The organism is Rhodococcus yananensis (assembly GCF_020515525.1).
Lineage (GTDB): Bacteria > Actinomycetota > Actinomycetes > Mycobacteriales > Mycobacteriaceae > Rhodococcus > Rhodococcus yananensis.
On record NZ_JAIYEP010000073.1, the window covers coordinates 1 to 21630 of the forward strand.

General features: G+C 69.7%; 17 protein-coding genes and 1 pseudogene. 6 read left to right on the forward strand and 12 right to left on the reverse strand.

What is annotated here, in order from left to right; all coding sequences use genetic code 11:
• Positions 1-2 precede the first annotated feature (2 nt).
• Positions 3-65: pseudogene (locus LDQ05_RS20010) on the forward strand (pantoate--beta-alanine ligase); the annotation flags it as partial.
• A 12-nt stretch (positions 66-77) separates the two neighbouring features.
• Here the strand turns inward: LDQ05_RS20010 and serA are convergent.
• From serA to LDQ05_RS15765, 6 genes are all read right to left on the reverse strand, one after another.
• Positions 78-1670 carry a phosphoglycerate dehydrogenase gene (gene serA, locus LDQ05_RS15740; RefSeq protein ID WP_226437897.1) on the reverse strand — a complete coding sequence of 531 codons (1593 nt, stop codon included), beginning with the start codon at positions 1668-1670 and terminating at the stop codon, positions 78-80.
• Between the two features lie 187 nt (positions 1671-1857).
• Positions 1858-2811 (reverse strand): apurinic/apyrimidinic endonuclease family protein, encoded by a 954-nt coding sequence (locus LDQ05_RS15745; RefSeq protein ID WP_226437898.1) that lies wholly within the window; start codon positions 2809-2811, stop codon positions 1858-1860.
• 58 nt (positions 2812-2869) lie between these two features.
• Entirely contained in the window at positions 2870-4645 is a 1776-nt protein-coding gene (locus LDQ05_RS15750; protein ID WP_226437899.1) for a SulP family inorganic anion transporter, read from the reverse strand.
• Between the two features lie 136 nt (positions 4646-4781).
• On the reverse strand, positions 4782-5783 hold the full coding sequence (gene ilvC, locus LDQ05_RS15755; RefSeq protein WP_226437912.1) for a ketol-acid reductoisomerase: 1002 nt from the start codon (positions 5781-5783) through the stop codon (positions 4782-4784).
• A 50-nt stretch (positions 5784-5833) separates the two neighbouring features.
• Positions 5834-6337, reverse strand: a complete 504-nt coding sequence (gene ilvN, locus LDQ05_RS15760; RefSeq protein WP_226437900.1) for an acetolactate synthase small subunit — start codon at positions 6335-6337, stop codon at positions 5834-5836.
• Entirely contained in the window at positions 6334-8301 is a 1968-nt protein-coding gene (locus LDQ05_RS15765) for an acetolactate synthase large subunit (RefSeq protein ID WP_226437901.1), read from the reverse strand. Before LDQ05_RS15765 ends, ilvN begins: the two co-directional genes overlap by 4 nt.
• Before the next feature lie 266 nt (positions 8302-8567).
• On the opposite strand from LDQ05_RS15765, the gene LDQ05_RS15770 reads away from it, so the two are divergent.
• Positions 8568-9134 (forward strand): PH domain-containing protein, encoded by a 567-nt coding sequence (locus LDQ05_RS15770; protein ID WP_226437913.1) that lies wholly within the window; start codon positions 8568-8570, stop codon positions 9132-9134.
• Between the two features lie 107 nt (positions 9135-9241).
• Complete coding sequence (ilvD, locus tag LDQ05_RS15775; protein WP_226437902.1) at positions 9242-11083, forward strand: dihydroxy-acid dehydratase; 1842 nt, start codon at positions 9242-9244, stop codon at positions 11081-11083.
• 79 nt (positions 11084-11162) lie between these two features.
• Here ilvD and LDQ05_RS15780 read toward each other — a convergent pair whose 3' ends face one another.
• Positions 11163-11894: a DoxX family protein gene (locus LDQ05_RS15780; RefSeq protein ID WP_226437903.1), complete on the reverse strand. Its 732-nt coding sequence runs from the start codon at positions 11892-11894 to the stop codon at positions 11163-11165.
• A gap of 110 nt (positions 11895-12004) precedes the next feature.
• On the opposite strand from LDQ05_RS15780, the gene LDQ05_RS15785 reads away from it, so the two are divergent.
• Positions 12005-13156, forward strand: coding sequence for a PQQ-dependent sugar dehydrogenase (locus tag LDQ05_RS15785; protein WP_372461131.1), 1152 nt, complete (start codon positions 12005-12007; stop codon positions 13154-13156).
• Positions 13157-13369: 213 nt separating this feature from the next.
• Here LDQ05_RS15785 and LDQ05_RS15790 read toward each other — a convergent pair whose 3' ends face one another.
• From LDQ05_RS15790 to LDQ05_RS15810, 5 genes are all read right to left on the reverse strand, one after another.
• Positions 13370-14554: a cation:proton antiporter gene (locus LDQ05_RS15790; RefSeq protein WP_226437905.1), complete on the reverse strand. Its 1185-nt coding sequence runs from the start codon at positions 14552-14554 to the stop codon at positions 13370-13372.
• Between the two features lie 25 nt (positions 14555-14579).
• Positions 14580-16088: an Asp-tRNA(Asn)/Glu-tRNA(Gln) amidotransferase subunit GatB gene (gatB, locus tag LDQ05_RS15795; protein WP_226437906.1), complete on the reverse strand. Its 1509-nt coding sequence runs from the start codon at positions 16086-16088 to the stop codon at positions 14580-14582.
• Between the two features lie 43 nt (positions 16089-16131).
• A complete protein-coding gene (locus LDQ05_RS15800; RefSeq protein WP_226437907.1) occupies positions 16132-17163 on the reverse strand; it encodes a 6-phosphofructokinase in 1032 nt (343 codons plus the stop codon).
• Between the two features lie 88 nt (positions 17164-17251).
• A complete protein-coding gene (locus LDQ05_RS15805; protein WP_226437908.1) occupies positions 17252-17929 on the reverse strand; it encodes a response regulator in 678 nt (225 codons plus the stop codon).
• Between the two features lie 332 nt (positions 17930-18261).
• On the reverse strand, positions 18262-19488 hold the full coding sequence (locus LDQ05_RS15810; protein WP_372461132.1) for a sensor histidine kinase: 1227 nt from the start codon (positions 19486-19488) through the stop codon (positions 18262-18264).
• Positions 19489-19592: 104 nt separating this feature from the next.
• Between LDQ05_RS15810 and LDQ05_RS15815 the strand changes: the two genes are divergently transcribed.
• Positions 19593-20210: a phospholipase A2 family protein gene (locus LDQ05_RS15815; RefSeq protein ID WP_226437910.1), complete on the forward strand. Its 618-nt coding sequence runs from the start codon at positions 19593-19595 to the stop codon at positions 20208-20210.
• Complete coding sequence (locus LDQ05_RS15820) at positions 20207-21577, forward strand: alpha/beta-hydrolase family protein (RefSeq protein WP_226437911.1); 1371 nt, start codon at positions 20207-20209, stop codon at positions 21575-21577. Before LDQ05_RS15815 ends, LDQ05_RS15820 begins: the two co-directional genes overlap by 4 nt.
• The last annotated feature ends 53 nt before the right edge of the window (positions 21578-21630 follow it).

A 21630-nucleotide genomic window follows, 5' to 3' on the forward strand; every position in this document is an offset into this window, starting at 1 on the left:
TGGTGTCGATCTTCGTCAATCCGCTGCAGTTCGGTGCGGGCGAGGACCTCGACGCGTATAACGGGGACGACGAACGATCAGGACAGGTCGACCTGCGCGACACGCGCGTCGAGCTGCTCGACGATCTGCGCGACCTCGGCGTCGCCGACGACACGGTCGACGCGCAGGATCACGGTGGCGCCGGTACCCTCCACGTCCTGGCTCAGCGCCGCGGCCTGGATGTCGATCGACGCGTTGCCGAGCACAGTGCCGAGGGTGCCGAGCACACCCGGACGATCCGCGTAGTGCACGACGAAGTTGTGGCCCTCGGCGCGCAGATCGAAGCTGCGGCCGTTGATGCTGACGATCTTCTCGATCTGCTGCAGACCGGTCAGTGCGCCCGCGACGGTGGTGACACCGCCGTCGGCGGCGACCGCACGGACCTCGACGGCGCTGCGGTGCGTCTGCGCCTCGCTGACCGACTCGACCTCGACGGTCACGCCACGCTGCTCCGCGAGCTGCGGGGCGTTGACGAACGTGACGGGCTCGTCGCTGCTCGCCGAGAACAGGCCGCGCAACGCTGCCAGACCCAGGATCTCGACGTTCTCGGCGGACAGCTCACCACTCGCGACCACCTGCACGTTCTGCACGGCGTCGGGCGAGAGGGTGCCGGCGATCAGACCGAGCTTGCGGACCAGCTCGAGCCACGGGGCGACCTCTTCACCGACCGGGCCACCGGAGACGTTGACGGCGTCGGGAACGAACTCGCCGGCGAGGGCGAGGAGCACGCTCTTGGCGACATCGGTGCCCGCGCGGTCCTGCGCCTCGGCGGTGGAGGCACCGAGGTGCGGGGTGACGACGACGTTGTCGAGGTCGAACAGCGGCGAGTCGGTGCACGGTTCGGTGTTGAACACGTCGAGGCCGGCAGCGCGGACCTTGCCGGAGACGAGCGCGTCGTGCAGGGCCGTCTCGTCGATCAGGCCACCGCGCGCGGCGTTGACGATGATGACGCCGTCCTTGGCCTTGGCGAGGCGCTCGGCGTTGATCAGGCCTGCCGTCTCCTTGGTCTTGGGCAGGTGCACCGAGATGAAGTCGGCGCGCGCGACGAGTTCGTCGATGTCGACGAGTTCGATGCCGAGCTGCGCCGCGCGCGCGGCGGGCAGGTAGGGGTCGTAGGCGATCACGTGCGTCTCGAATGCGGCGAGACGCTGCGCGAACAGCTGACCGATGCGGCCGAGGCCGACGACGCCGACGGTCTTGCCGAGGATCTCGGTGCCGTTGAAGCTCGAGCGCTTCCAGGTGCGCTCGCGCAGCGTGCGGTCGGCGGCGGGCACCTGGCGGGCAGCGGACATCAGCAGCGCCACGGCGTGCTCGGCGGCCGAGTGGATGTTGGAGGTCGGCGCGTTGACGACCATGACGCCGCGCTCGGTGGCTGCGGCGATGTCGACGTTGTCGAGGCCGACGCCCGCGCGACCCACGATCTTCAGCTGCGGTGCGGCGGCCAGGACCTCCGCGTCGACGGTCGTCGCCGAGCGCACGAGCAGGGCGTCCGCCTCGGGCACTGCGGCCAGCAGAGCGGGACGGTCCGGGCCGTCGACCCAGCGGACGTCGACGCCGTCGCCGAGCGCATCGACGGTGGACTGCGCAAGCTTGTCGGCGATCAGGACTACTGGACGGCCATTCTGGCTCACGTGCGAACTCCCTGTGTCGTATCTGTGGCGGACGGTCGACGGCTCGGGCACCCGGATCGGGGCATGGTCGGCCGCGACCGCACACAGTTTAGTGCCCCGCGTCCCGACGTGGGACGCCCGGGCCGAGGATCACCTACCGACACGTAACCCCGTGCCTCCGCTCACGGCACGACGAGACGCCCGGCGGTCACTGGTAGGAGACGAAGACCGGCTGTGGTTCGATCGCCATGGTCTCGGCGGGAGTGAACGTCGGCGAGTCCTCGTCGTAGAAGTTCTTCCACGCCATGTGCACTCGCGGGGGCAACCCCTGCTGCAGCGCATTCCACGTGTCGAACTTCTGCGGGGCCGAACCGTGCCCGTCCGCGTGGAGCACCACCGCGACCTCGGGCCGCCCCGTGTCGACGAGCTCACGCGAGGTGATCATCGAGGTGCGGAACTGATGCAGGATCAACATTTTCTGCGGCAGCGCGTTCCGCTGCACGAGCTCGGACAGGTACGTGATGACCTCGTTGACCTCGGAGGCGTCGACGGACCCGATCTGCACCATGTGCCGCTGGCCGGGGGCGAGGCGCCATTCCGGGTCGAGGGCGAGACCGACGTTGGGGCGAGCGAGGAACTCCTCGTAGATCCGGGCCTGCTCGGGGAAACTCGCGTGTCCGGGCTGGAGGTCGAGGACGACGTACACCCCGGCTGCTTCCGCCTCGTCGATGACCGCGCGCAGCCCGTCCGGTGGTGTGACGCGCGTGTAGCGACCGTCCGTACCCGGGTCCGCCGAGGCGACGGTCGCGATGATCTCGAACGCGGGCAGGACCGGCTCGGCAGAGAACTGCTGGTATTGCGCAGCGAGGTCACGGACGCGAGCGATCGACGCCGCGGTGTCCTGTTCGCCGAACGCGCCGAGCGCGGGCCCGGACGGATGCCCGTAGAGGGCGACGAACCTCCTGTCCGGGAACAGGTTCCGCCCACCACCGAAGAGCTCTGCCTGCGGGGCGGGGTCGATGTCGCCGAGGGCGGGGAGCCCGGGCAGCGGCACCTCGGGAAGCGGTGGCTGCGCGGCCGCGGGCAACGCGCCGGTGACCGTGCAGAGTGCCGTCGCGATCACGGCGACCAGACTCCCGCGCAGACTTGCGTGTCGTGGCATGGCGCCCACGGTAGGGGCCGTGCACACCCGTATCGTTGTGCCACACCAGCATCATCGGTCACGATTCGGACTCGTCGGGTCGCCGGTCCCGTCCGTCGACGATGTCCGGTGGCGGCGCATCCACGACCCTGCGGTCGACGTCGTGGTCGTTGCGGTACCGGAACGCGACGACCGCCGTCCGCACGGTCGGGTGGAACCGGGAGTCGTCGAACCGATCCGACTCCGCCATCCGCCGGAGTTTGTCCTTGACCGGTCCCTTCATCGCCGCGAACACGAGGTGCACGTCCCTGCGTGAGAGATAGTCGTCGAGTTCTTCGAGATCGTCGACGGCGGTGGAATCGACGTCGGTGATGGGTTCGGCGGCGAGTACCACCCACTCCACCGGGGCCGACGACCGTTCGACGAGTCCGCGCACGTAGGAGGTGAGGATCGAACCGTTCGCGAAGAACAACGGGGCGTCGAACCGTACGAGGATCAGCCCGTCGATGCGGTTCCCGTCGGGGTGACGTTCGATGTCGTGGTAGCCGGCTACACCCGACACCGCGACGAGTTCGGTGCGATGCGGCTGCCACGCACGGACGACGACCACGAGCAACGACAGCCCGATCGCGACGAGGACACCGCGCAGCACACCGGCGAACGCGACCCCGACGAACGCGGCGATGCACAGCGCGAATTCGAGCCTGCTCACGGTCCACAGATGCGCGACACCGCGGATGTCGATCAGGGACGCGGCGGCCGCGATGACGACGGCGCCGAGCACCGCCTGCGGCAGATAGGCGGTGACCCCGGGGGTCACCCACAGGAACAGCACGACCGTCGACGCCGCGACGACGCCCGCCAACTGTGTTCGGCCCCCGGACTGTTCGACCACGGGTGTGCGACTACCACTGCCGCACACCGCGAATCCGCCGGTGACACCCGCGGCGACGTTCACCGCGCCCAGCGCCCGCATCTCCGCGCTACCGTCGACGTGTTCACCGCGGCGTGCGGCGAGGCTGCGCGACAGCACGGCGGTGTCGGCGAACGCGATCACCGCGATGGCCACGGCCGGTCCGACGAGAGCCCCGACGTCGGTGGCGTCGATCCCGTGGAGTGCGGGCGCCGGCAGTCCCGGTGTCAGTGCCCCGACCGTGTCGAGTCGGTCCCGCAGGCCGGACGCCGCCGTGACGGCGATCCCCCCGACGACGGCGACGAGCACCCCCGGGAACCGCGGTGCGAACCTGCGGAACACGGCGATGACGACGAGCGTCGTGATCCCCAGCGACATCGCGAGCAGGTGCGGCCCGTCCTCGAACACGTCGTCGACGACGTCCACGAACTCGGGGAGGACACCGGATTCGTCGGCGCTGGTCCCGAACACCAGCGGGAGTTGCCCGACGACCACGATCAGGGCGATCGCATTGAGGAACCCCACCCGGATCGGGGTGGAGAGCAGGTCGGTGACGAACCCGAGACGCAGTGCTCCCGCGACCAGCAGGATCAGCCCGACGAGCACGGCGAGGGCACCCGCGAGTGCCACCGCGCGCTGCGGGTCGCCGCCCGCCGCGAGCGGAACGACGGCGGCGGCGATCAGCGGTGCGAGCGCCGAGTCCGGTCCGAGTACGAGAATCCGGGACGGCCCGACGAACGCGTAGACCAGCATCGGCACGATCGTCGCGTACAGCCCGGCCTGCGCAGGAAGACCGGCCGCCTGCGCGTACCCCATACCGGTGGGCACGAGCAGCGCACTGAGCGTGAGACCCGCGACGAGGTCGTGGCGCAACCACGCGCGCCGGTATCCGCGCGCGGTGACGACCCCGGGCAGGCGTCCGAGCAGCGCCGGTGCGGACATTCGCCCAGTATCGTCCGGAATCGTCCGCATCGCCCGGTGTCACCGGTATCCGGTCGCCTCGGCGTGTCCGGCCGGGCATGCCGGAGGCCCGGCACACCGAGCGGTGTACCGGGCCTCCGGGGTGGAACGGGTGAGACTACGCGGTCTCGGTGATGGGGCGGTCGACCCAGCTCATCAGGTCGCGCAGCTTCTTGCCGGTGACCTCGATCGGATGCTCGGCGTTCGCCTTGCGCAGGCCCTCGAGCTCCTTGTTGCCACCCTCGACGTTCGCGACGAGACGCTTGACGAAGGTGCCGTCCTGGATATCCTTGAGGATCTCCTTCATGCGCTCCTTGGTGCCGGCGTCGATGACGCGCGGACCCGACAGGTAGCCACCGAACTCGGCGGTGTCGGACACCGAGTAGTTCATGCGCGCGATGCCGCCCTCGTACATCAGGTCGACGATCAGCTTGAGCTCGTGCAGCACCTCGAAGTACGCCATCTCCGGCGCGTAGCCCGCCTCGACCATGACCTCGAAACCGGTCTTGACGAGTTCCTCGGTGCCACCGCAGAGCACGGCCTGCTCACCGAACAGGTCGGTCTCGGTCTCTTCCTTGAAGGTGGTCTTGATGACGCCGGCGCGGGTACCGCCGATGCCCTTCGCGTAGGACAGTGCCAGCGCCTGGCCCTCACCCTTCGGGTCCTGGTCGATGGCGATCAGGGCCGGAACGCCCTTGCCGTCGACGAACTGGCGACGCACGAGGTGACCGGGGCCCTTCGGCGCGACCATGCCGACGGTGACGCCTGCCGGCGCCTCGATCAGCTTGAAGTGGATGTTGAGGCCGTGGCCGAAGAACAACGCGTCGCCGTCCTTCAGGTTGGGCTCGATGTCGTTCTTGAAGATCGACGCCTGTGCGGTGTCGGGGGCGAGGACCATGATGACGTCGGCCCACTCGGCGACCTCGGCCGGGGTGCCGACCGCCAGGCCCGCCTCCTCCGCCTTGGCGCGCGACTTGGACCCGTCCTTCAGGCCGATGCGCACCTCGACACCGGAGTCGCGCAGGCTCAGCGAGTGCGCGTGGCCCTGGCTGCCGTAGCCGATGACCGCGACCTTGCGGCCCTGGATGATCGACAGGTCGGCATCGTCGTCGTAGAACATCTCGACTGCCACAGTGGTTACCTCTTTCAGCAAGTATGGGTGTGTTCAGGCTAACGGGTCGCCGTGATGGACTTCGGACCGCGTCCGACCGCCACGACACCCGATTGGACGATTTCCCGGATTCCGTACGGCTCGAGCATGCGCAGCAGCGCGTCGAGCTTGGACCGGGTTCCGGTCGCCTCGATGGTCAGCGACTCGGGAGAGACGTCGATCACCTTGGCGCGGAACAGGTTCACGGTCTCGATGACCTGCGTGCGGACGCTCGCGTCGGCACGGACCTTGATGAGCACGAGTTCGCGGGCAACCGAGGACTCGTCCTCCTGCTCGACGATCTTGATGACGTTGACCAGCTTGTTGAGCTGCTTGGTGACCTGTTCGAGCGGGAACTCGTCCACGGTCACGACGATCGTCATGCGCGAGATCTCCGGCACCTCGGTGCCACCGACCGCGAGCGACTCGATGTTGAATCCACGCCGCGAGAACAGCGACGCGACCCGGGCGAGCACGCCGGGCTTGTCCTCGACGAGAACGCTGAGGGTGTGACTCGTGCTCACTTGCTCTCCTCCTGGCCCTTGTCGCCGCGGGCCGCTGCGTCGCTGCCGGACCGGTCGTGCTCGGCCTCGAGCGCCTCGATGGTCTCGTGGATGACGGTGGGGTCGTCGGCCGCGGCGTCGTCGTCGAACAGCGGACGGATGTCGCGCGCCGCCATGATCTCGTCGTTGCTGGTACCGGCCGCAACCATCGGCCACACCTGGGCGTCCTTGCCGACGATGAAGTCGATCACCACGGGGCGGTCGTCGATCTCCTGCGCGCGGCGGATCGCCGGTTCGACGTCCTCCTCCCGTTCGACGCGGATGCCGACGCAGCCGAGGGCCTCGGCGAGCTTGACGAAGTCGGGGATGCGCAGCGAGTGCGTCGCGAGGTCGGTGTTGGAGTAGCGCTCCTCGTAGAAGAGCGTCTGCCACTGCCGGACCATGCCCAGGTTGCCGTTGTTGATCAACGCGACCTTGATCGGCACACCCTCGACCGCGCAGGTCGCGAGCTCCTGGTTGGTCATCTGGAAGCAGCCGTCGCCGTCGATCGCCCACACCTCGGTGTCGGGGCGTCCCATCTTCGCGCCCATCGCGGCAGGAACCGCGTAGCCCATGGTGCCCAGACCGCCGGAGTTCAGCCACGTGCGCGGCTTCTCGTAGTCGACGAACTGCGCCGCCCACATCTGATGCTGGCCGACACCCGCGCAGTAGATGGCGTCGGGACCGGCGAGCTTGCCGACGGCCTGGATGACGTACTGCGGCGACAGGGTGTCGTCGGCGGGACGGTCGTAGGACAGCGGGTACGTCCGGCGGATGTCGTCGAGGTAGGCCCACCACGCCGTGTAGTCGAGCACGGTGCCCGTCGCCAGGTCGGCGCGGATCGCCTCGATCAGCTCGACGACGACCTCCTTGCAGTCGCCGACGATCGGCACGTCCGCGTGCCGGTTCTTGCCGATCTCCGCCGGATCGATGTCGGCGTGGATGACCTTCGCGTCGGGTGCGAACGAATCGAGCTGGCCGGTGACACGGTCGTCGAAACGCGCACCGAGCGTGATGAGCAGATCACTCTTCTGCAGCGCGGCGACGGCCGCGACGTTGCCGTGCATGCCGGGCATACCGCAGTGCAACTGGTGCGAATCGGGAAATGCGCCGCGCGCCATCAAGGTGGTGACGACCGGGATCCCGGTCAGCTCGGCGAGCTCGCGCAGTTCCTCGGAGGCGTCGGCCTTGATGACACCGCCACCGACGTACAGCACGGGGTTCTTCGCGTCCGCGATCAGCCGTGCGGCCTCACGCACCTGCTTGCCGTGCGGCTTCGTGACGGGCCGGTAGCCGGGAAGGTGCATCTCCGGCGGCCAACTGAAGGTGGTCTGCGCCTGCAGGATGTCCTTGGGGATGTCGACGAGGACCGCGCCGGGGCGACCGGACGACGCCAGGTGGAACGCCTCCGCGATGATGCGCGGGATGTCCAGGGCGTCGGTGACCAGGAAGTTGTGCTTGGTGATGGGCATCGTGATGCCCGAGATGTCGGCTTCCTGGAAGGCGTCCGTGCCGATGAGCGGACGACCGACCTGGCCGGTGATCGCGACGACCGGGACGGAGTCCATCTGGGCGTCGGCGAGCGGCGTGACGAGGTTCGTGGCGCCCGGCCCGGAAGTGGCCATGCACACACCGACCTTGCCGGTGGCCTGCGCGTATCCGGTGGCGGCGTGACCCGCGCCCTGCTCGTGACGGACCAGCACGTGGCGCACCCGCTGCGAGTCGAAGATCGGGTCGTACACGGGGAGGATCGCACCGCCGGGAATACCGAACACCGTGTCGACCTCGAGCTCCTCGAGCGCTCGGACGACCGACTGGGCGCCGGTGACCCGCTCGGGGGCGACCGAGCGTCGTCCGGCGGGCTGCGTGGCGGCCGCTGCGGGAGTCGGGGTCGCGGACCCCGGCTTTCGCGGCGAGGGTTGAGGCCTGGCGGTTGGTGCGCTCACTGCGAATTCCTCTGATTCTGGCTCCGGGCAACAAAAAACCCTCGTCAGCACTGTGCTGTACGAGGGTGGCGCGTCGTGGGCGAGTTGCAGAAATGCGGCTCAGGCGACGACGCGCCGGCCGATTACGAGCAACCCATTCTGATTCACGCGCTCGACGGTAGGCGCGTGGAGGGTAGACAGTCAACTTGGTGCGGTCGCCTGTCCCAGAATGTGAGATGCCATGGCTGCGATGCGAAGATGGTGAGGTGTCATCTTCCCAGCAGCCCGTGCCACCGCAGCAATCATCCCACACCCCGGATCCGGCCGGACAGGTCATCCAGGTGTCGCGCCTGTCCCTCCTCGCGTGCGGCCTTCTCCTCCTCGGGGCACTATCCCCCGCACTCGCCTGGCCCGCCGCCTTCGGATGGCTGGTACTCCTCCCGTTCCTCGCCGCCGCCTGGGTGCTGCGTGTGCGCACCGTCCTCGACGCCGACGGCATCACGGCGCGGAACACGTTCTCGACGACCACCATCGGGTGGGGCGCACTCGAGGGCATCCGATTCCCCAAGCGGGGCTGGGCCCGCGCCGTGTTGACGGACGGCACCGAGGTGGCCCTCCCCGTCGTCACCTTCGGCCGGCTGCCGCAACTGGCCGAAGCGAGCGGCGGACGGATCACCGACCCGTACGCGGCGGCCCGAGAAGCCCGCATCCGTGAGGACGAGGAACGCCGGGACCGGGAGGGCGACACCACCGGGAACGACGCGCCGGACCCCGACGCACACAGCGACGGTCACGACCCGGAAGGCGTCCACGCTCCCGACACCGGAACCGAGTCGGATTCCGACACGAAATAGCACGCGGGTAGATTCGTCGGTACCGCGCCTGCCACCCGTCAGCCCGATGATCCGGGCGCAGTCCACCCCTCGGCCACCGCGCCGGCCCCGTCCAGGAAGTTCAGCCCATGCCCCCGTTGAGGTCACGCACCACCACCGCCGGACGTAACGCGGCCGGTGCCCGCGCCCTGTGGCGCGCCACCGGCCTGACCGACTCCGACTTCGGTAAGCCGATCGTCGCGATCGCGAACTCGTACACGCAGTTCGTTCCCGGACACGTCCATCTCAAGGACGTCGGCGAGATCGTCGCGGACGCGGTACGTGCCGCCGGCGGCGTCGCCCGCGAGTTCCACACGATCGCCGTCGACGACGGCATCGCGATGGGCCACGGCGGCATGCTCTACTCGCTGCCGAGCCGCGAGATCATCGCGGACTCCGTCGAATACATGGTCAATGCGCACACCGCGGACGCACTCGTGTGCATCTCGAACTGCGACAAGATCACCCCGGGCATGCTCAACGCCGCGATGCGCCTGAACATCCCGACGGTGTTCGTCTCCGGTGGACCGATGGAGGCCGGCAAGGCCGTCGTCGTCGACGGCGTCGCCCACGCCCCCACCGACCTGATCACCGCGATCTCCGCATCGGCGAGCGACGCCGTCGACGACGACGGGCTCTCCGAGGTCGAGCGCAGCGCCTGCCCGACGTGCGGATCGTGCTCCGGCATGTTCACGGCGAACTCGATGAACTGCCTCACCGAGGCCCTCGGCCTCGCCCTGCCGGGCAACGGTTCGACCCTCGCCACCCACGCGGCCCGCCGCGCCCTGTTCGAGCGCGCCGGCACCACGGTCGTCGAGGCCGCGCTGCGGTACTACCGCGACGAGGACGAGTCGGTGCTTCCGCGCAACGTCGCCACACCCGCCGCGTTCCGCAACGCGATGGCCCTGGACGTCGCGATGGGCGGATCGACCAACACCGTGCTGCACACGCTCGCCGCCGCACAGGAGGGTGAGGTCGACTTCGATCTCGAGACGATCGACGCGATCAGCCGCAAGGTGCCGTGCCTGTCCAAGGTGTCACCGAACTCCGACTACCACATGGAGGACGTGCACCGCGCCGGCGGCATCCCCGCGCTGCTCGGTGAACTCCGCCGCGGTGGTCTGCTCGAGACCGACGTGCACACCGTGCTCACGACGAGCTTCGACCAGTGGCTCGACGACTGGGACATCCGTTCCGGCAAGGCCACCGACGAGGCACTCGAACTGTTCCACGCCGCACCCGGCGGGGTGCGCACCACCGAACCGTTCTCGACCGACAACCGGTGGTCCTCGCTCGACACCGACGCCGTGGGCGGCTGCATCCGCGACATCGAGCACGCCTACACCGTCGAAGGTGGCCTGTGCGTGCTGCGCGGCAACCTCGCCGTGGACGGCGCGATCCTCAAGACCGCCGGCATCGACGAGGATCTGTTCTCCTTCGAGGGCCCGGCCCTGGTCGTCGAATCGCAGGAGGAAGCCGTCTCGGTGATCCTCGGCAAGAAGGTGCAGCCCGGCGACGTCGTGGTCGTGCGCTACGAGGGACCGGCCGGCGGCCCCGGCATGCAGGAGATGCTGCACCCCACCTCCTTCCTCAAGGGCGTCGGTCTCGGCAAGGTGTGTGCGCTGATCACCGACGGTCGCTTCTCCGGCGGCACGTCCGGACTGTCGATCGGGCACGTGTCCCCCGAAGCCGCATCCGGTGGTGTGATCGGGCTGGTCGAAAACGGTGACCGGATCCGCATCGACGTGGCGACCCGCACCCTCGAGGTGCTCGTCGACGACGAGGTGCTCGCCGACCGCCGCGCGAAGATGGAGGCGTCGGAGCGGCCGTGGCAGCCGGTGAACCGTGACCGCACCGTGTCGAAGGCGCTGCGTGCCTACGCGGCGCTGGCGACGTCGGCGGACAAGGGCGCGGTCCGTCGGGTGCCGTAGACATCCGGCCGCAGAAGACACGACACGGGCCGCCGCGATCATCCCGATCGCGGCGGCCCGGTCTCGTCCATGCGGTTCGTCAACGACCGAAGATCCACAGGCACACACCCGCGGCGACACCGAGCAACACCGCGACGAACGATCCGACGAACGGGCGGGTGGCCCAGCCACGCCGAGTGTCGACCGCGATGCGTCCGGGGCCGGTGAGGGTCAGCGACACCGCGGCGGCGACGAGCAGCACCTCGTACTCGAATCCGGATCCCTCGCTCGCGAAGTACTGGAGGCCGGGCTCCAACTCATGCTTGAACAACACCGCATTGATCATGATCGCGACGACCGCGGCCGCGGCGAGCGGCGTGAGCAGGCCGAGGACGAGGAAGCTGCCGGCAGCGATCTCCCCCACCGACCCGACGATCGCGAGCAACCCGGGTTCGCGGTAGCCGGCGTCCGCCAGCAACTCTTCGAAGCCGTCGAGTCCGGGTCCGTTCCAGAGCCCGACGAGCTTCTGCAATCCGTGGACGATCAGGGTGCCGCCGACCGCGAGACGAAGAATCAGCAACCCCAGGTCGAGGGTGCCGCGCCGCGCCTTCGGCGCAGTCGGTTGCTGGGGCACCGGCGTACCCTCGCTGCCGGTCCACTGGGATTCGTCGACCGGCGGTACGTACGGGGTGGGGGTGAACGCCGACTCGTCGAGGGCCAGGTCGTCGTCGGATTCGAGCATCGACGGCCGGTCCCGGCGCAACTGCCGTGTCGGCTGATCGTACGGATTCGAACCGGTATCGGGCGTGGGGCCGTTCTCCTTGCTCGTCACCTCCGCCAGGGTAGGGCCCCGCGGACGCGGACACCGGCAGTACGCGCCGGACCCCGGGAACGAGCACCGCGAAAGTGTTCCACCGCGCGGTCCCCGGTACGTTTGGGGCCATGACGAGGGGTACGAGGTCGGTAGGTTCACGGGGGATGCGTACGGCGGCGGTAGCCCTGGCGATCGGAGCGCTGGTCGTGCCGTCGTGCGCGCGTTTCGACGACTCCGCCACCTCACCGTTCACACCCGAGCCCACCTTCGATTCGGGGGCCGGTTTCGGCCCGCTCGACCCACCGTCGAGCACCACCACGACGCCGCCGCCCCCGGAGAAACTCGGCCCCTGCGACGACCCGGACCCCGCGGTGGTCGCGACGTGCCTCGACGCCACCGGTGGTCTCGTCGTCCTCCCCGACGGCGAATCCGCGCTGGTCGCGGAGCGGCGTACGGGCCGGATCCTGCTGGTGACGCCCGACGAGGATCCCGTCGAGTTCGCCACCGTCCCGGTGGACGGCTCGGGCGACGGTGGCCTGCTCGATCTGGCGCTGTCGCCGACCTTCGGCGAGGATCGGCTCGTCTACGCTTACATCACCACCGCATCCGACAACCGGGTGGTGCGGGTCGCGGCGGGCGACACACCCAAGGACATCCTCACCGGTATTCCGCGGGGCGTGACCGGCAACGCCGGGGCGATCCAGTTCACCTCCCCCACCGAACTCGCTGTGCTCACCGGGAACACCGGCAATCCCACGGCGGCGACCGACCCGTCGTCGTGGGCGGGCAAACTCCTCACGACCACGACGTTGCCCGGCCCGGGTGAGGCGGCCGCACCGGCGGTGCTGCTGTCGGGCATCGGGACCGCCGGGGACGTGTGCCGCGACGGAAACGGCAACCTGTGGGTCACCGACCGCACCGTCCTCGAAGATCGTCTGCAGCGGGTCGGCGCGGACGGGTCGACGGGCACCGGCCCGGCATGGACGTGGCCGGAGAAACCGGGGGTTGCGGGGTGTGCCGCATCCCCGGACGGTCTGGCGATTTCCCTGACCGACGGTCGCGCACTGTCGGTGCTGTCGATCGACCCGACCACCGGTGCGGTGACGGCCGCCCCCACCGTCACCTTGCAGGATCGGTACGGGATGCTGTCGGGTGCGGCGAGCGGCCCCGACGGGTTGCTGTGGCTCTCGACCACCAACAAAGCAGGTGGGGAGCCGACGGACACCGACGACCGCGTCATCCGCGTCCAGTTCCCGTCCGGCGGTGGCGGTTTCGACTGATCGACGACCAGGACCCTGCCCCGGGCTCAGGCAGTGGCGCGGTGTGGCCCCGACGCTCGACAAGTTCCGCCCCGGAGGTTCACAGGACAAGAACGAGGCTCACAGCACTGCCGGTAGCCGACAGGGCTGTGAGCCTCGTATCAGGATTGTGAGCCCCGAGGCTCAAGCACCCTCACTGTCGATGCCTTCAACCAGGATGAGCCACACCTCCGTTCACACCACCACCCGCTTCGGCAGCATCCCCGCGACCGCCGGCAGGATCAGGACGGTGATCGCGCCGGCCGCCACGAGGATGGAGGCCGACGCGTTGCTCATCTGGCCCGCCGACACCGCGACCCCGGTCACCGCCACGATCAGCGGCAGACCCGTCGTCGAATACGCCGCGATCTGTAGCTGCTCGGAGGTGGTGAATCCGCTGCCGTCGGGTGCCCGGTCCAGCCGGGACGCCACGAACACCGGTACACCCCGCACCAGGACGAGCAACACCAGGAACGCTACGAGGACACCGGGCGCATCCGCGACCGCACTCACGTCGATCGCCATGCCCGAGGTGACGAAGAAGATCGGGACGAGGAAGCCGTAGGCGAGCCCGTCGAGTTTCGTCTCGAGACGCTCGTCACCGGCGGGAACGAGCCGGCGCAGGATGAACCCGGCGGCGAACGCACCGAGGATCACGTCGAGATCGAACACCGCCGCGAGCGCGATGAGCCCCACGAGCAGCAGCATCGTCAGACGGACCGGGGTCTGCGCGGTCGTCTCCGAGGTGCGCTGCACGAAACGCAAGAACTGCGAGCCTTCCCGCAGGATCCGTCGCGGCAGCCAGGCGACGAGAACCGCGACGGCGGCGAACACGGCGAGAACGACCAGTGACAGCGCCGCACCACGTGCACCGAGCAGGATCGCCATCGCAATGACCGGTCCGAGTTCGCCGACCGCCCCGTGGTTGAGCACGGCCTTGCCCAGACGGGTGGGGACGAGCCCACGGTCCTGCAGGATCGGCAGCAGTGTGCCCAGCGTCGTGGACGTGAGCGCAATCGCCACCGCGATACCCGCGTGCACGACACCCGCGGCGGCGAGCGCACCGGTCGCGGCGAGTGCCAGCACGAAACACACACCCCAGGTGATCAGGGCGCGGCGGCCTCCGCGTCCTGTCAGTTCGGCCGTGTCGATCTCGTATCCGGCGAGCAGGAACAGCATCCCGAGGCCGAGTTCGCGCAGCATGTCGATCTCGCTGTCGACACCTGCGAGGCCCGTCGCGAACGGTCCGATGACGATGCCCGCGACGAGCAGGAGCACCACCTCCGGCACCAGCCGACGGGGCACGGCGCCCGCGACGACGGGAGCGAGGACCGCGGCCACCACGATCCAGAACAGGGAGGTGGCAACCGCGGCGTCCATGCACCGCTACGTTAGCGGCTCACGGTCAGCTGCACGCGGCGATCACCATCTCCTTGACCAATGCCGGATCGGCCTGGCCGCGGGTGGCTTTCATGACGTCACCGACGATCTTGCCGGCGGCAGCGACCTTGCCGGAGCGGATCTTGTCGGCGATGTCGGGGTTCGCGGCGAGGGCCTTGTCGACCTCACTCTTGATCAGCGAGTCGTCGCGGACCACCTCGAGACCGCGTGCGGCGACGACCTGCTCGGGCTCGCCCTCGCCGGCGAGCACCCCGTCGACGACCTGCCGGGCCAGTTTGTTGGTGAGCTTGCCGTCGGCGACGAGCCCGATGACCGTCGCGACCTGTGCCGGGGTGATGGGCAGGTCGGTGAGGGCGACCTCGCGGGTGTTGGCCTGCTGCGACAGGTACGCCACCCACCACGACCGCGCCTCGGAGGCGGGTGCACCGGCTTCGGTGGTGGCGATGACCAGGTCGAGGGCTCCGGCGTTGACGAGGTCGCGCATCTCCTCGTCGGAGACCCCCCACTCGGCCTGGATGCGGGCGCGGCGCAGCCACGGCAGTTCCGGCAGTGTCGCGCGCAGTTCCTCGACCCACGCGGCGTCCGGCGCGACGGGCTCGAGGTCGGGTTCCGGGAAGTAGCGGTAGTCCTCGGCGGTCTCCTTGCGGCGACCGGGTGACGTGGTGCCGTCGGCCTCCTGGAAGTGCCGGGTCTCCTGGATCACCTCACCGCCGCCGACGAGCACCGCGGCCTGGCGACGCATCTCGTAGCGGACCGCGACCTCGACGGACTTGAGGGAGTTGACGTTCTTGGTCTCGGTGCGGGTTCCGAATTCCTTCGCGCCGATCGGCATGAGGGAGATGTTGGCGTCGCACCGCATCGAACCCTGATCCATGCGCACGTCGGAGACGTCGAGGGCCTTGAGCAGGTCACGCAGGGCGGTGACGTACGCGCGGGCCACCTCCGGTGCGCGCTCGCCGGCGCCGACGATCGGCTTGGTGACGATCTCGACGAGCGGGACTCCGGCGCGGTTGTAGTCGAGCAGCGAGTGGCTCGCACCGTGGATGCGGCCGGTCGCACCGCCGACGTGCAGCGACTTGCCGGTGTCCTCCTCCATGTGGGCGCGTTCGATCTCGACGCGCCACGTGGTGCCGTCGTCGAGGACGACGTCGAGGTGGCCGTCGGTGGCGATCGGCTCGTCGTACTGCGAGATCTGGTAGTTCTTCGGCTGGTCCGGGTAGAAGTAGTTCTTCCGCGCGAAGCGGCCCCACGGGGTGATCGAGCAGTTCAGCGCGAGCCCGATGCGGATCGCGGATTCGACGGCCTGCCGGTTGACGACGGGCAGCGCTCCGGGCAGGCCGAGGCACACCGGGCACACCTGCGTGTTGGGCTGCGCCCCGAACTCGGTGGGGCACGGGCAGAACATCTTGGTGGCGGTGTGCAGCTCGACGTGCACCTCCATGCCCATCACAGGCTCGAACTTCGCGAGCACGTCGTCGTAGGCGAGCAGGTCAGCGGACACGGAGGCAGTCATGCCGACGATTTTAGACGCCCGGCCCGCCACGGCCCGCGCGCACTCAGCCGAAGATGACCCGCATCTCCTGATAACGCGATTCCGGGACGAACTTCGGGTCGGCGAGCGCCTCGTCGAAACCGACCCGTGCGATCTCCGTCCCGTGCAACGCCACCATGTGCCCCCACTCGCCGTCCGCCACCAGGTCGGTCACGGCCATGCCGAGTCTGGTGGCGAGTACCCGGTCGAACGCGGTGGGGACACCACCGCGCTGGATGTGACCGAGGACGGTGGCGCGGGTCTCGATGCCGGTGCGGTCCTCGATGAGCGGCGCCAGCACCTCGGCGATGCCGCCGAGCCGGGGACGGTCGAACCCGTCGAGTCCTTTGGTCGAGTGGGCTTCCGCCATGTCGGGGAGCCGGAATCCTTCGGCGACCACCACCATCGGTGCGCGGCCGCGGTCGCGGACGCTGGTCACCCATGCGCAGATCTGCTCGATCGTCTCGGGGTGTTCGGGGATGAGGATCGCGTGGGCGCCGCCGGCGGTGCCGGAGTGCAGGGCGATCCACCCGGCGTGCCGACCCATCACCTCGAGCACCATGCAACGTTTGTGGGAGTTGCCGGTGGTGCGCAACCGGTCGATCGCGACGGTCGCGATCTCGACGGCGGTGTCGAATCCGAAGGTGTAGTCGGTGGCGTCGAGATCGTTGTCGATGGTCTTGGGGACACCGACGATCCGGATGCCTTCACCGAACAGGCGTTTCGACGCGGAGGCGGTGCCTTCCCCGCCGATCGCGACGACCGCGTCGACGCCGAGCCGGTCGAGTGTGGCCTGGATGTTCTGTGCACCACCGTTCGGCCCCTGGTAGGGACCGAACCGACTGGTGCCGAGGATCGTGCCGCCCTGCTGGGCGAGACCGCGGACCCGGCTGCGGTCCAACCGGACGATGTCGCCGTCGACCAGCCCGCGCCACCCGTCGAGGAATCCGACGAACTCCTGACCGTGCACCTCGGTGCCCTTGAGCACCGCCGCGCGGATCACCGCGTTCAACCCCGGGCAGTCGCCGCCGCTGGTCAGAATCCCGACTCTCGTCATGCGCAACCTCCCGTCCGAGGACCCGATGCCCTCTGCCATCCTGCCCGCCTCGGGCGGGGACGGCAGCAGAACCGCCGGGGGCACACCGTCAGCCGGGGGTGACGAGCCCCGACTCGTACGCCACCACGACGGCCTGGGCGCGGTCACGCAGGTGCAGTTTGGCGAGTACCTTGCCGACGTGCGTCTTGACGGTCTGCTCGGCGACGAACAGGTGGTCGGCGATCTCCCGGTTCGACAGGCCCCGCGCGATGAGTTCGAGCACTTCCAGTTCGCGCGGGGTGAGGACGTCGAGGGCGCGGGAGCGTTCCCGTCGCGGTGACCGGCGCGCGGTGACGTCGGCGATGAGTCGTCGCGTGACCGTCGGAGCGAGCAGCGCCTGCCCCGCCGCGACGACACGGACGGCGCGGACGAGTTCGTCGGCGGGTGCGTCCTTGAGCATGAATCCGCTGGCGCCCATCGACAGCGCCTCGTACACGTATTCGTCGAGGTCGAACGTGGTGAGCATGAGCACCTTCGATCCCGGTTCGCGACTGTCGGCGAGGATGCGGCGGGCCGCGTCGAGGCCGTTCATCTCGGGCATCCGCACGTCCATGAGCACCACGTCCGGCCGCAGACGGGCGACCTCCGCGACGGCGACGCGTCCGTCGGGGGCGTCGCCGACGACGCTGATGTCGGGTTGCGCACCCAGCAGCGCCCCGAAGCCCTGACGCACCATGGCCTGGTCGTCGGCGATGAACACTGTCGTGTGACCGGTGGATTCACTCATCGACGCCGAGCCTAGGCCCAACCACGTTCACAAGCAGCTACGGCATCACCCGAGCACCTGGCGCTCGCCGAGCTGAGGTCCTGGAAGGAGACGGCCACGGCCGTCGCTGCGGGCCTCGGCAATCCCGACCTCGAGTGGCTCGACGTGCCGAGGCAGCCGCGCTCTCGCCGTGTATCCACACCATATCGTTCGGTGCGATCGGGATCGAGGCGATGATGCACTGCCCGGTCTGCGGGTCGACTCGCTCCGCGTTCCCGACGACGGTGACCGTAGCGGGGAAGGTCTCCGCTCCTCGGTATTGGACACGCATCCGGCTGGGGCAGCCTGGGCCCTCACATCGACGGCAGTGTCGCACGCACCTCGAATCCGCCGTCACCACGCGGGTGCGCCGCGAAACGTCCCCCTACCGAGGCGGCGCGTTCACTCATCCCCCGCAGACCGTTTCCGCCGTTGCGGTCCGGCGGCGTCGGGACGGAGGGCGCACCGACACCGGCCCCGTTGATCACCGACACATCGACGATCCCGCTCCCCCATGCGAGCCGCACCGTCACGGGGGCACCCGGGGCGTGCCTTGCGCTGTTCGCGAGCGACTCCTGCAGGATCCGGTACATCGTCAGTCCCACCGCGTCGCTCACGGCGGCGGGCTGCCCCACGATCTGCTCGTCGACGGCCACCCCCGCCCTGCGGGACGACTCGAGGAGCTCGGGTATCCGGTCCGCACCGGGCTGCGGTTCGCTCTCGGGGGTGTGCCCGTCGCTGCGGAGCACACCGAGCATGGTGCGGACCTCGTTGAGCGCCTCACGGGCTGATGCTCCGAGGGAGTCGAACTCGGCGCGGACCTCGTCGGAGACATCGGGCAGCCGGTACGGGGCGCTCTGGGCCTGCACGACGACCATCGACATGTGGTGGGCGACGATGTCGTGCAGGTCACGCGCGATGCGGGTCTTCTCCTCGAGCACGGCACGACGCGCGCGTTCGAGTTCGCTGACCTCCTCCTCCTGAGCGAGTTGCCGCCGGGAGATCAGCAGCCACCGCACCATCAGACCGAACGCGGTGAGCGCGGTGAGCCCGACACACCAGCCCCACCCGTCGTTGCCGGGTGCGTACGCGAAGAACAGCAGCACGGTCGCCGCGTACACGACCGCGACGATGCGGATCTCCTCGCGGATGCTCACGGCCAGCAGCAACGCCAGCATGACGAGGATGTGCACGACCTGCCACGGATAGTCGTATCCGGGCAACCGGTCGAACACCAGCGGCACGAGGATCGCGGCGAGCGCGGCGACCGCCCAGCCCAGCGCCGGACGCGTCAGCACGAGGAGGAACGGGAAGACTGCGAAGCCCGACACCAGCGGCATGAGCGCCGGCGACACCTCGTGGGTGACCTGCAGGGTCGGCCACGCGATCGCGTAGAGGATCAGCGTCACCGCGACGACGAGGACGGTGTCCCACCGGCCCCGTCCCAGCCGCCGCGCCGCACCGGCCGTCGCCCGCACACCTTCGCCCCACAGTTGCTTCACGTGTCCCACGGTAGGAGCGGGCCCCTCGCCTGTCCTCATACCCGGGGGTGAGATCGGGGTGACCCTGCGGTAGCGGGTACCGCCGCCGGAACCGGTCCGGCGTGTGATCCGCCCGTGCCGTGCACGTTCATAGCGTCAGCGGCATGACGAATCGATCACTCATCCGGCGAGCAGCGACCGTCACGGTGGCCGGGGCGGCCGCGGTCCTGTGCGCCGGCGCCGCCGCACCCGGCACCGCGACGGCACCGTCGCGCGTCCCCGACGCGCAGACCGCCGCGACGGTCCGGGCGCTGACCGGCGGTGACGTCGAGGCGGGCCTGGCGGGTCTTCCGGTCGGATTCGAGGATGCGATGGGGTATCGGCCGATCGTCGAAGCGGGATTCGGCGACGGCCGGACCCTCGCCGATCCCCTGGGCGACTGTTCGTCGCCGGTGCCGTTGCCGGCATCGTTCGAACCGGCCTGCCGGGTTCACGATCTCGGCTACGACCTGTTGCGTCATGCCCGCGACATCGGCGGTGAACTCGACGGTGCCGCCCGCCGGGAGCTCGACGATCAGCTGGCGCGGAATCTGTCGGCGGTCTGCGCTACCGACCCGTCTCCGGTGTGCGGGGTCACCGCCGACGTCGCGGTCGCCGCGGTCCGGATCAATTCGTGGCGTCAGGGCTATCGGATTCCGGTCGCCGAATCGCCGGTGCCGTACCTGGCTGTCGCGGCCGGTGCGACCGCGCTCGGCGCCACGGTGCGGAGGGCCCGGTCGTGATCGCGCCGACGACGGCGCGGCAGCCGTCCACGCAACCGGCGTTCCGGTCCGGCCCGCGCGCCGGATCCACCATCGCCGTGGTGGTCGCCACCGCGGTCTCGCTCGCCCCGTCGCTGCTTCCCCGCTCGGCACCGGTGCAGGCCGCGGTGACCGGGATGCTGATCGCCGCCGCTCTGGGTGTGGCCGCACTCGTTCGCCGCTCGGCCACGTCCCGGCTGTCATCCGATTCCGCGGAGCTGCGGTGGCTCGCGGCGGCGGTGGGGGCCGCGACCGTCGCGGTGAGCGCAACCGTCGCCCACCGCTGGCAGAACGACCTGCGCACAGCGATGTCGTTACCGCCCATCGGGTTCGGCCACTGGGTGGAGGTGGCCGCCGGTGCGGTGGCGATCGCGACCGTCGTCGTCGCGGTGACCGCCGCTGCGAGGTGGGGGCTGGACGGGCTCCACGGTCACCGTGTGGCAACCGTGGCGGTCGCGGTGACCGTGACCGTCGCGTGCGCATCGGTACCCGCCCTGACCTTCCCGGCCGGCGCCTCCGGCGCGGACACGGACGGCAGGCTCCTGTCGTCCGGGGTGTCCGGGTCGACGCACTCGTTCATCCAGTCCAACGAATTAGGAAGGGAAGGACTACGTTTCGTGACGCTTCCGTCCCCGGGCACACCGGTGCGGGTGTACGTGCCTCTCGTGGCGGCGCCGGATGCACGGTCCCGCGCCGACGTCGCAGTGCGGGAACTCGACCGCGCCGGCGGCTTCGACCGCGGACATCTCGTGATCGCGGTGCCGACGGGATCGGGGTGGGTCGACGCGAACGCCGTGCACGGATTCGAGGACCGGTGGGGCGACGACGTCGCGATCGTCGCGCAACAGTACGCGGACACCCCGAGTTGGGTGACCTTCGTGTTCGACCGCGGTACGGCCGGCGAGTCGGCCCGCGCCCTGACCGACGCGGTGCGTGCGCACGTGCTGACCCTGCCACCGCAGGCGCGACCCCGGGTGCACGTCTACGGGCAGAGCCTCGGCGCGCTCGGCGGTAGCTCCGTCGACGGCGGATCCTCCACGGAGAGCGTCACTCCCGGGCGGTGCGGGCTGATCCTGGTGGGACCGCCCGCCGGAACACCGGTCACCGCATCGCCGACGACGACCGTCGTGGCGAACACGTCGGATCCCGTGGTGTGGTGGCAGCCGTCGCTGCTGTGGGCGCCCCCCGATCTGTCCGCCGCGCGGCCCGATGCGCCGGTGCCGACGTGGATCCCGGTGGTGTCGTTCCTGCAGACCACCGTCGATCTGGTGACGTCGCTGGATTCTGCGCCCGGACACGGTCACCGATACGGCGCGGAGCAGGCCCGGTGCGATCCGGGCCCGACATGACCCCGCGCGGCCGAATCCCGGCGGCCCCGCCGCGTCAGGTCGCTGCGGGGCCG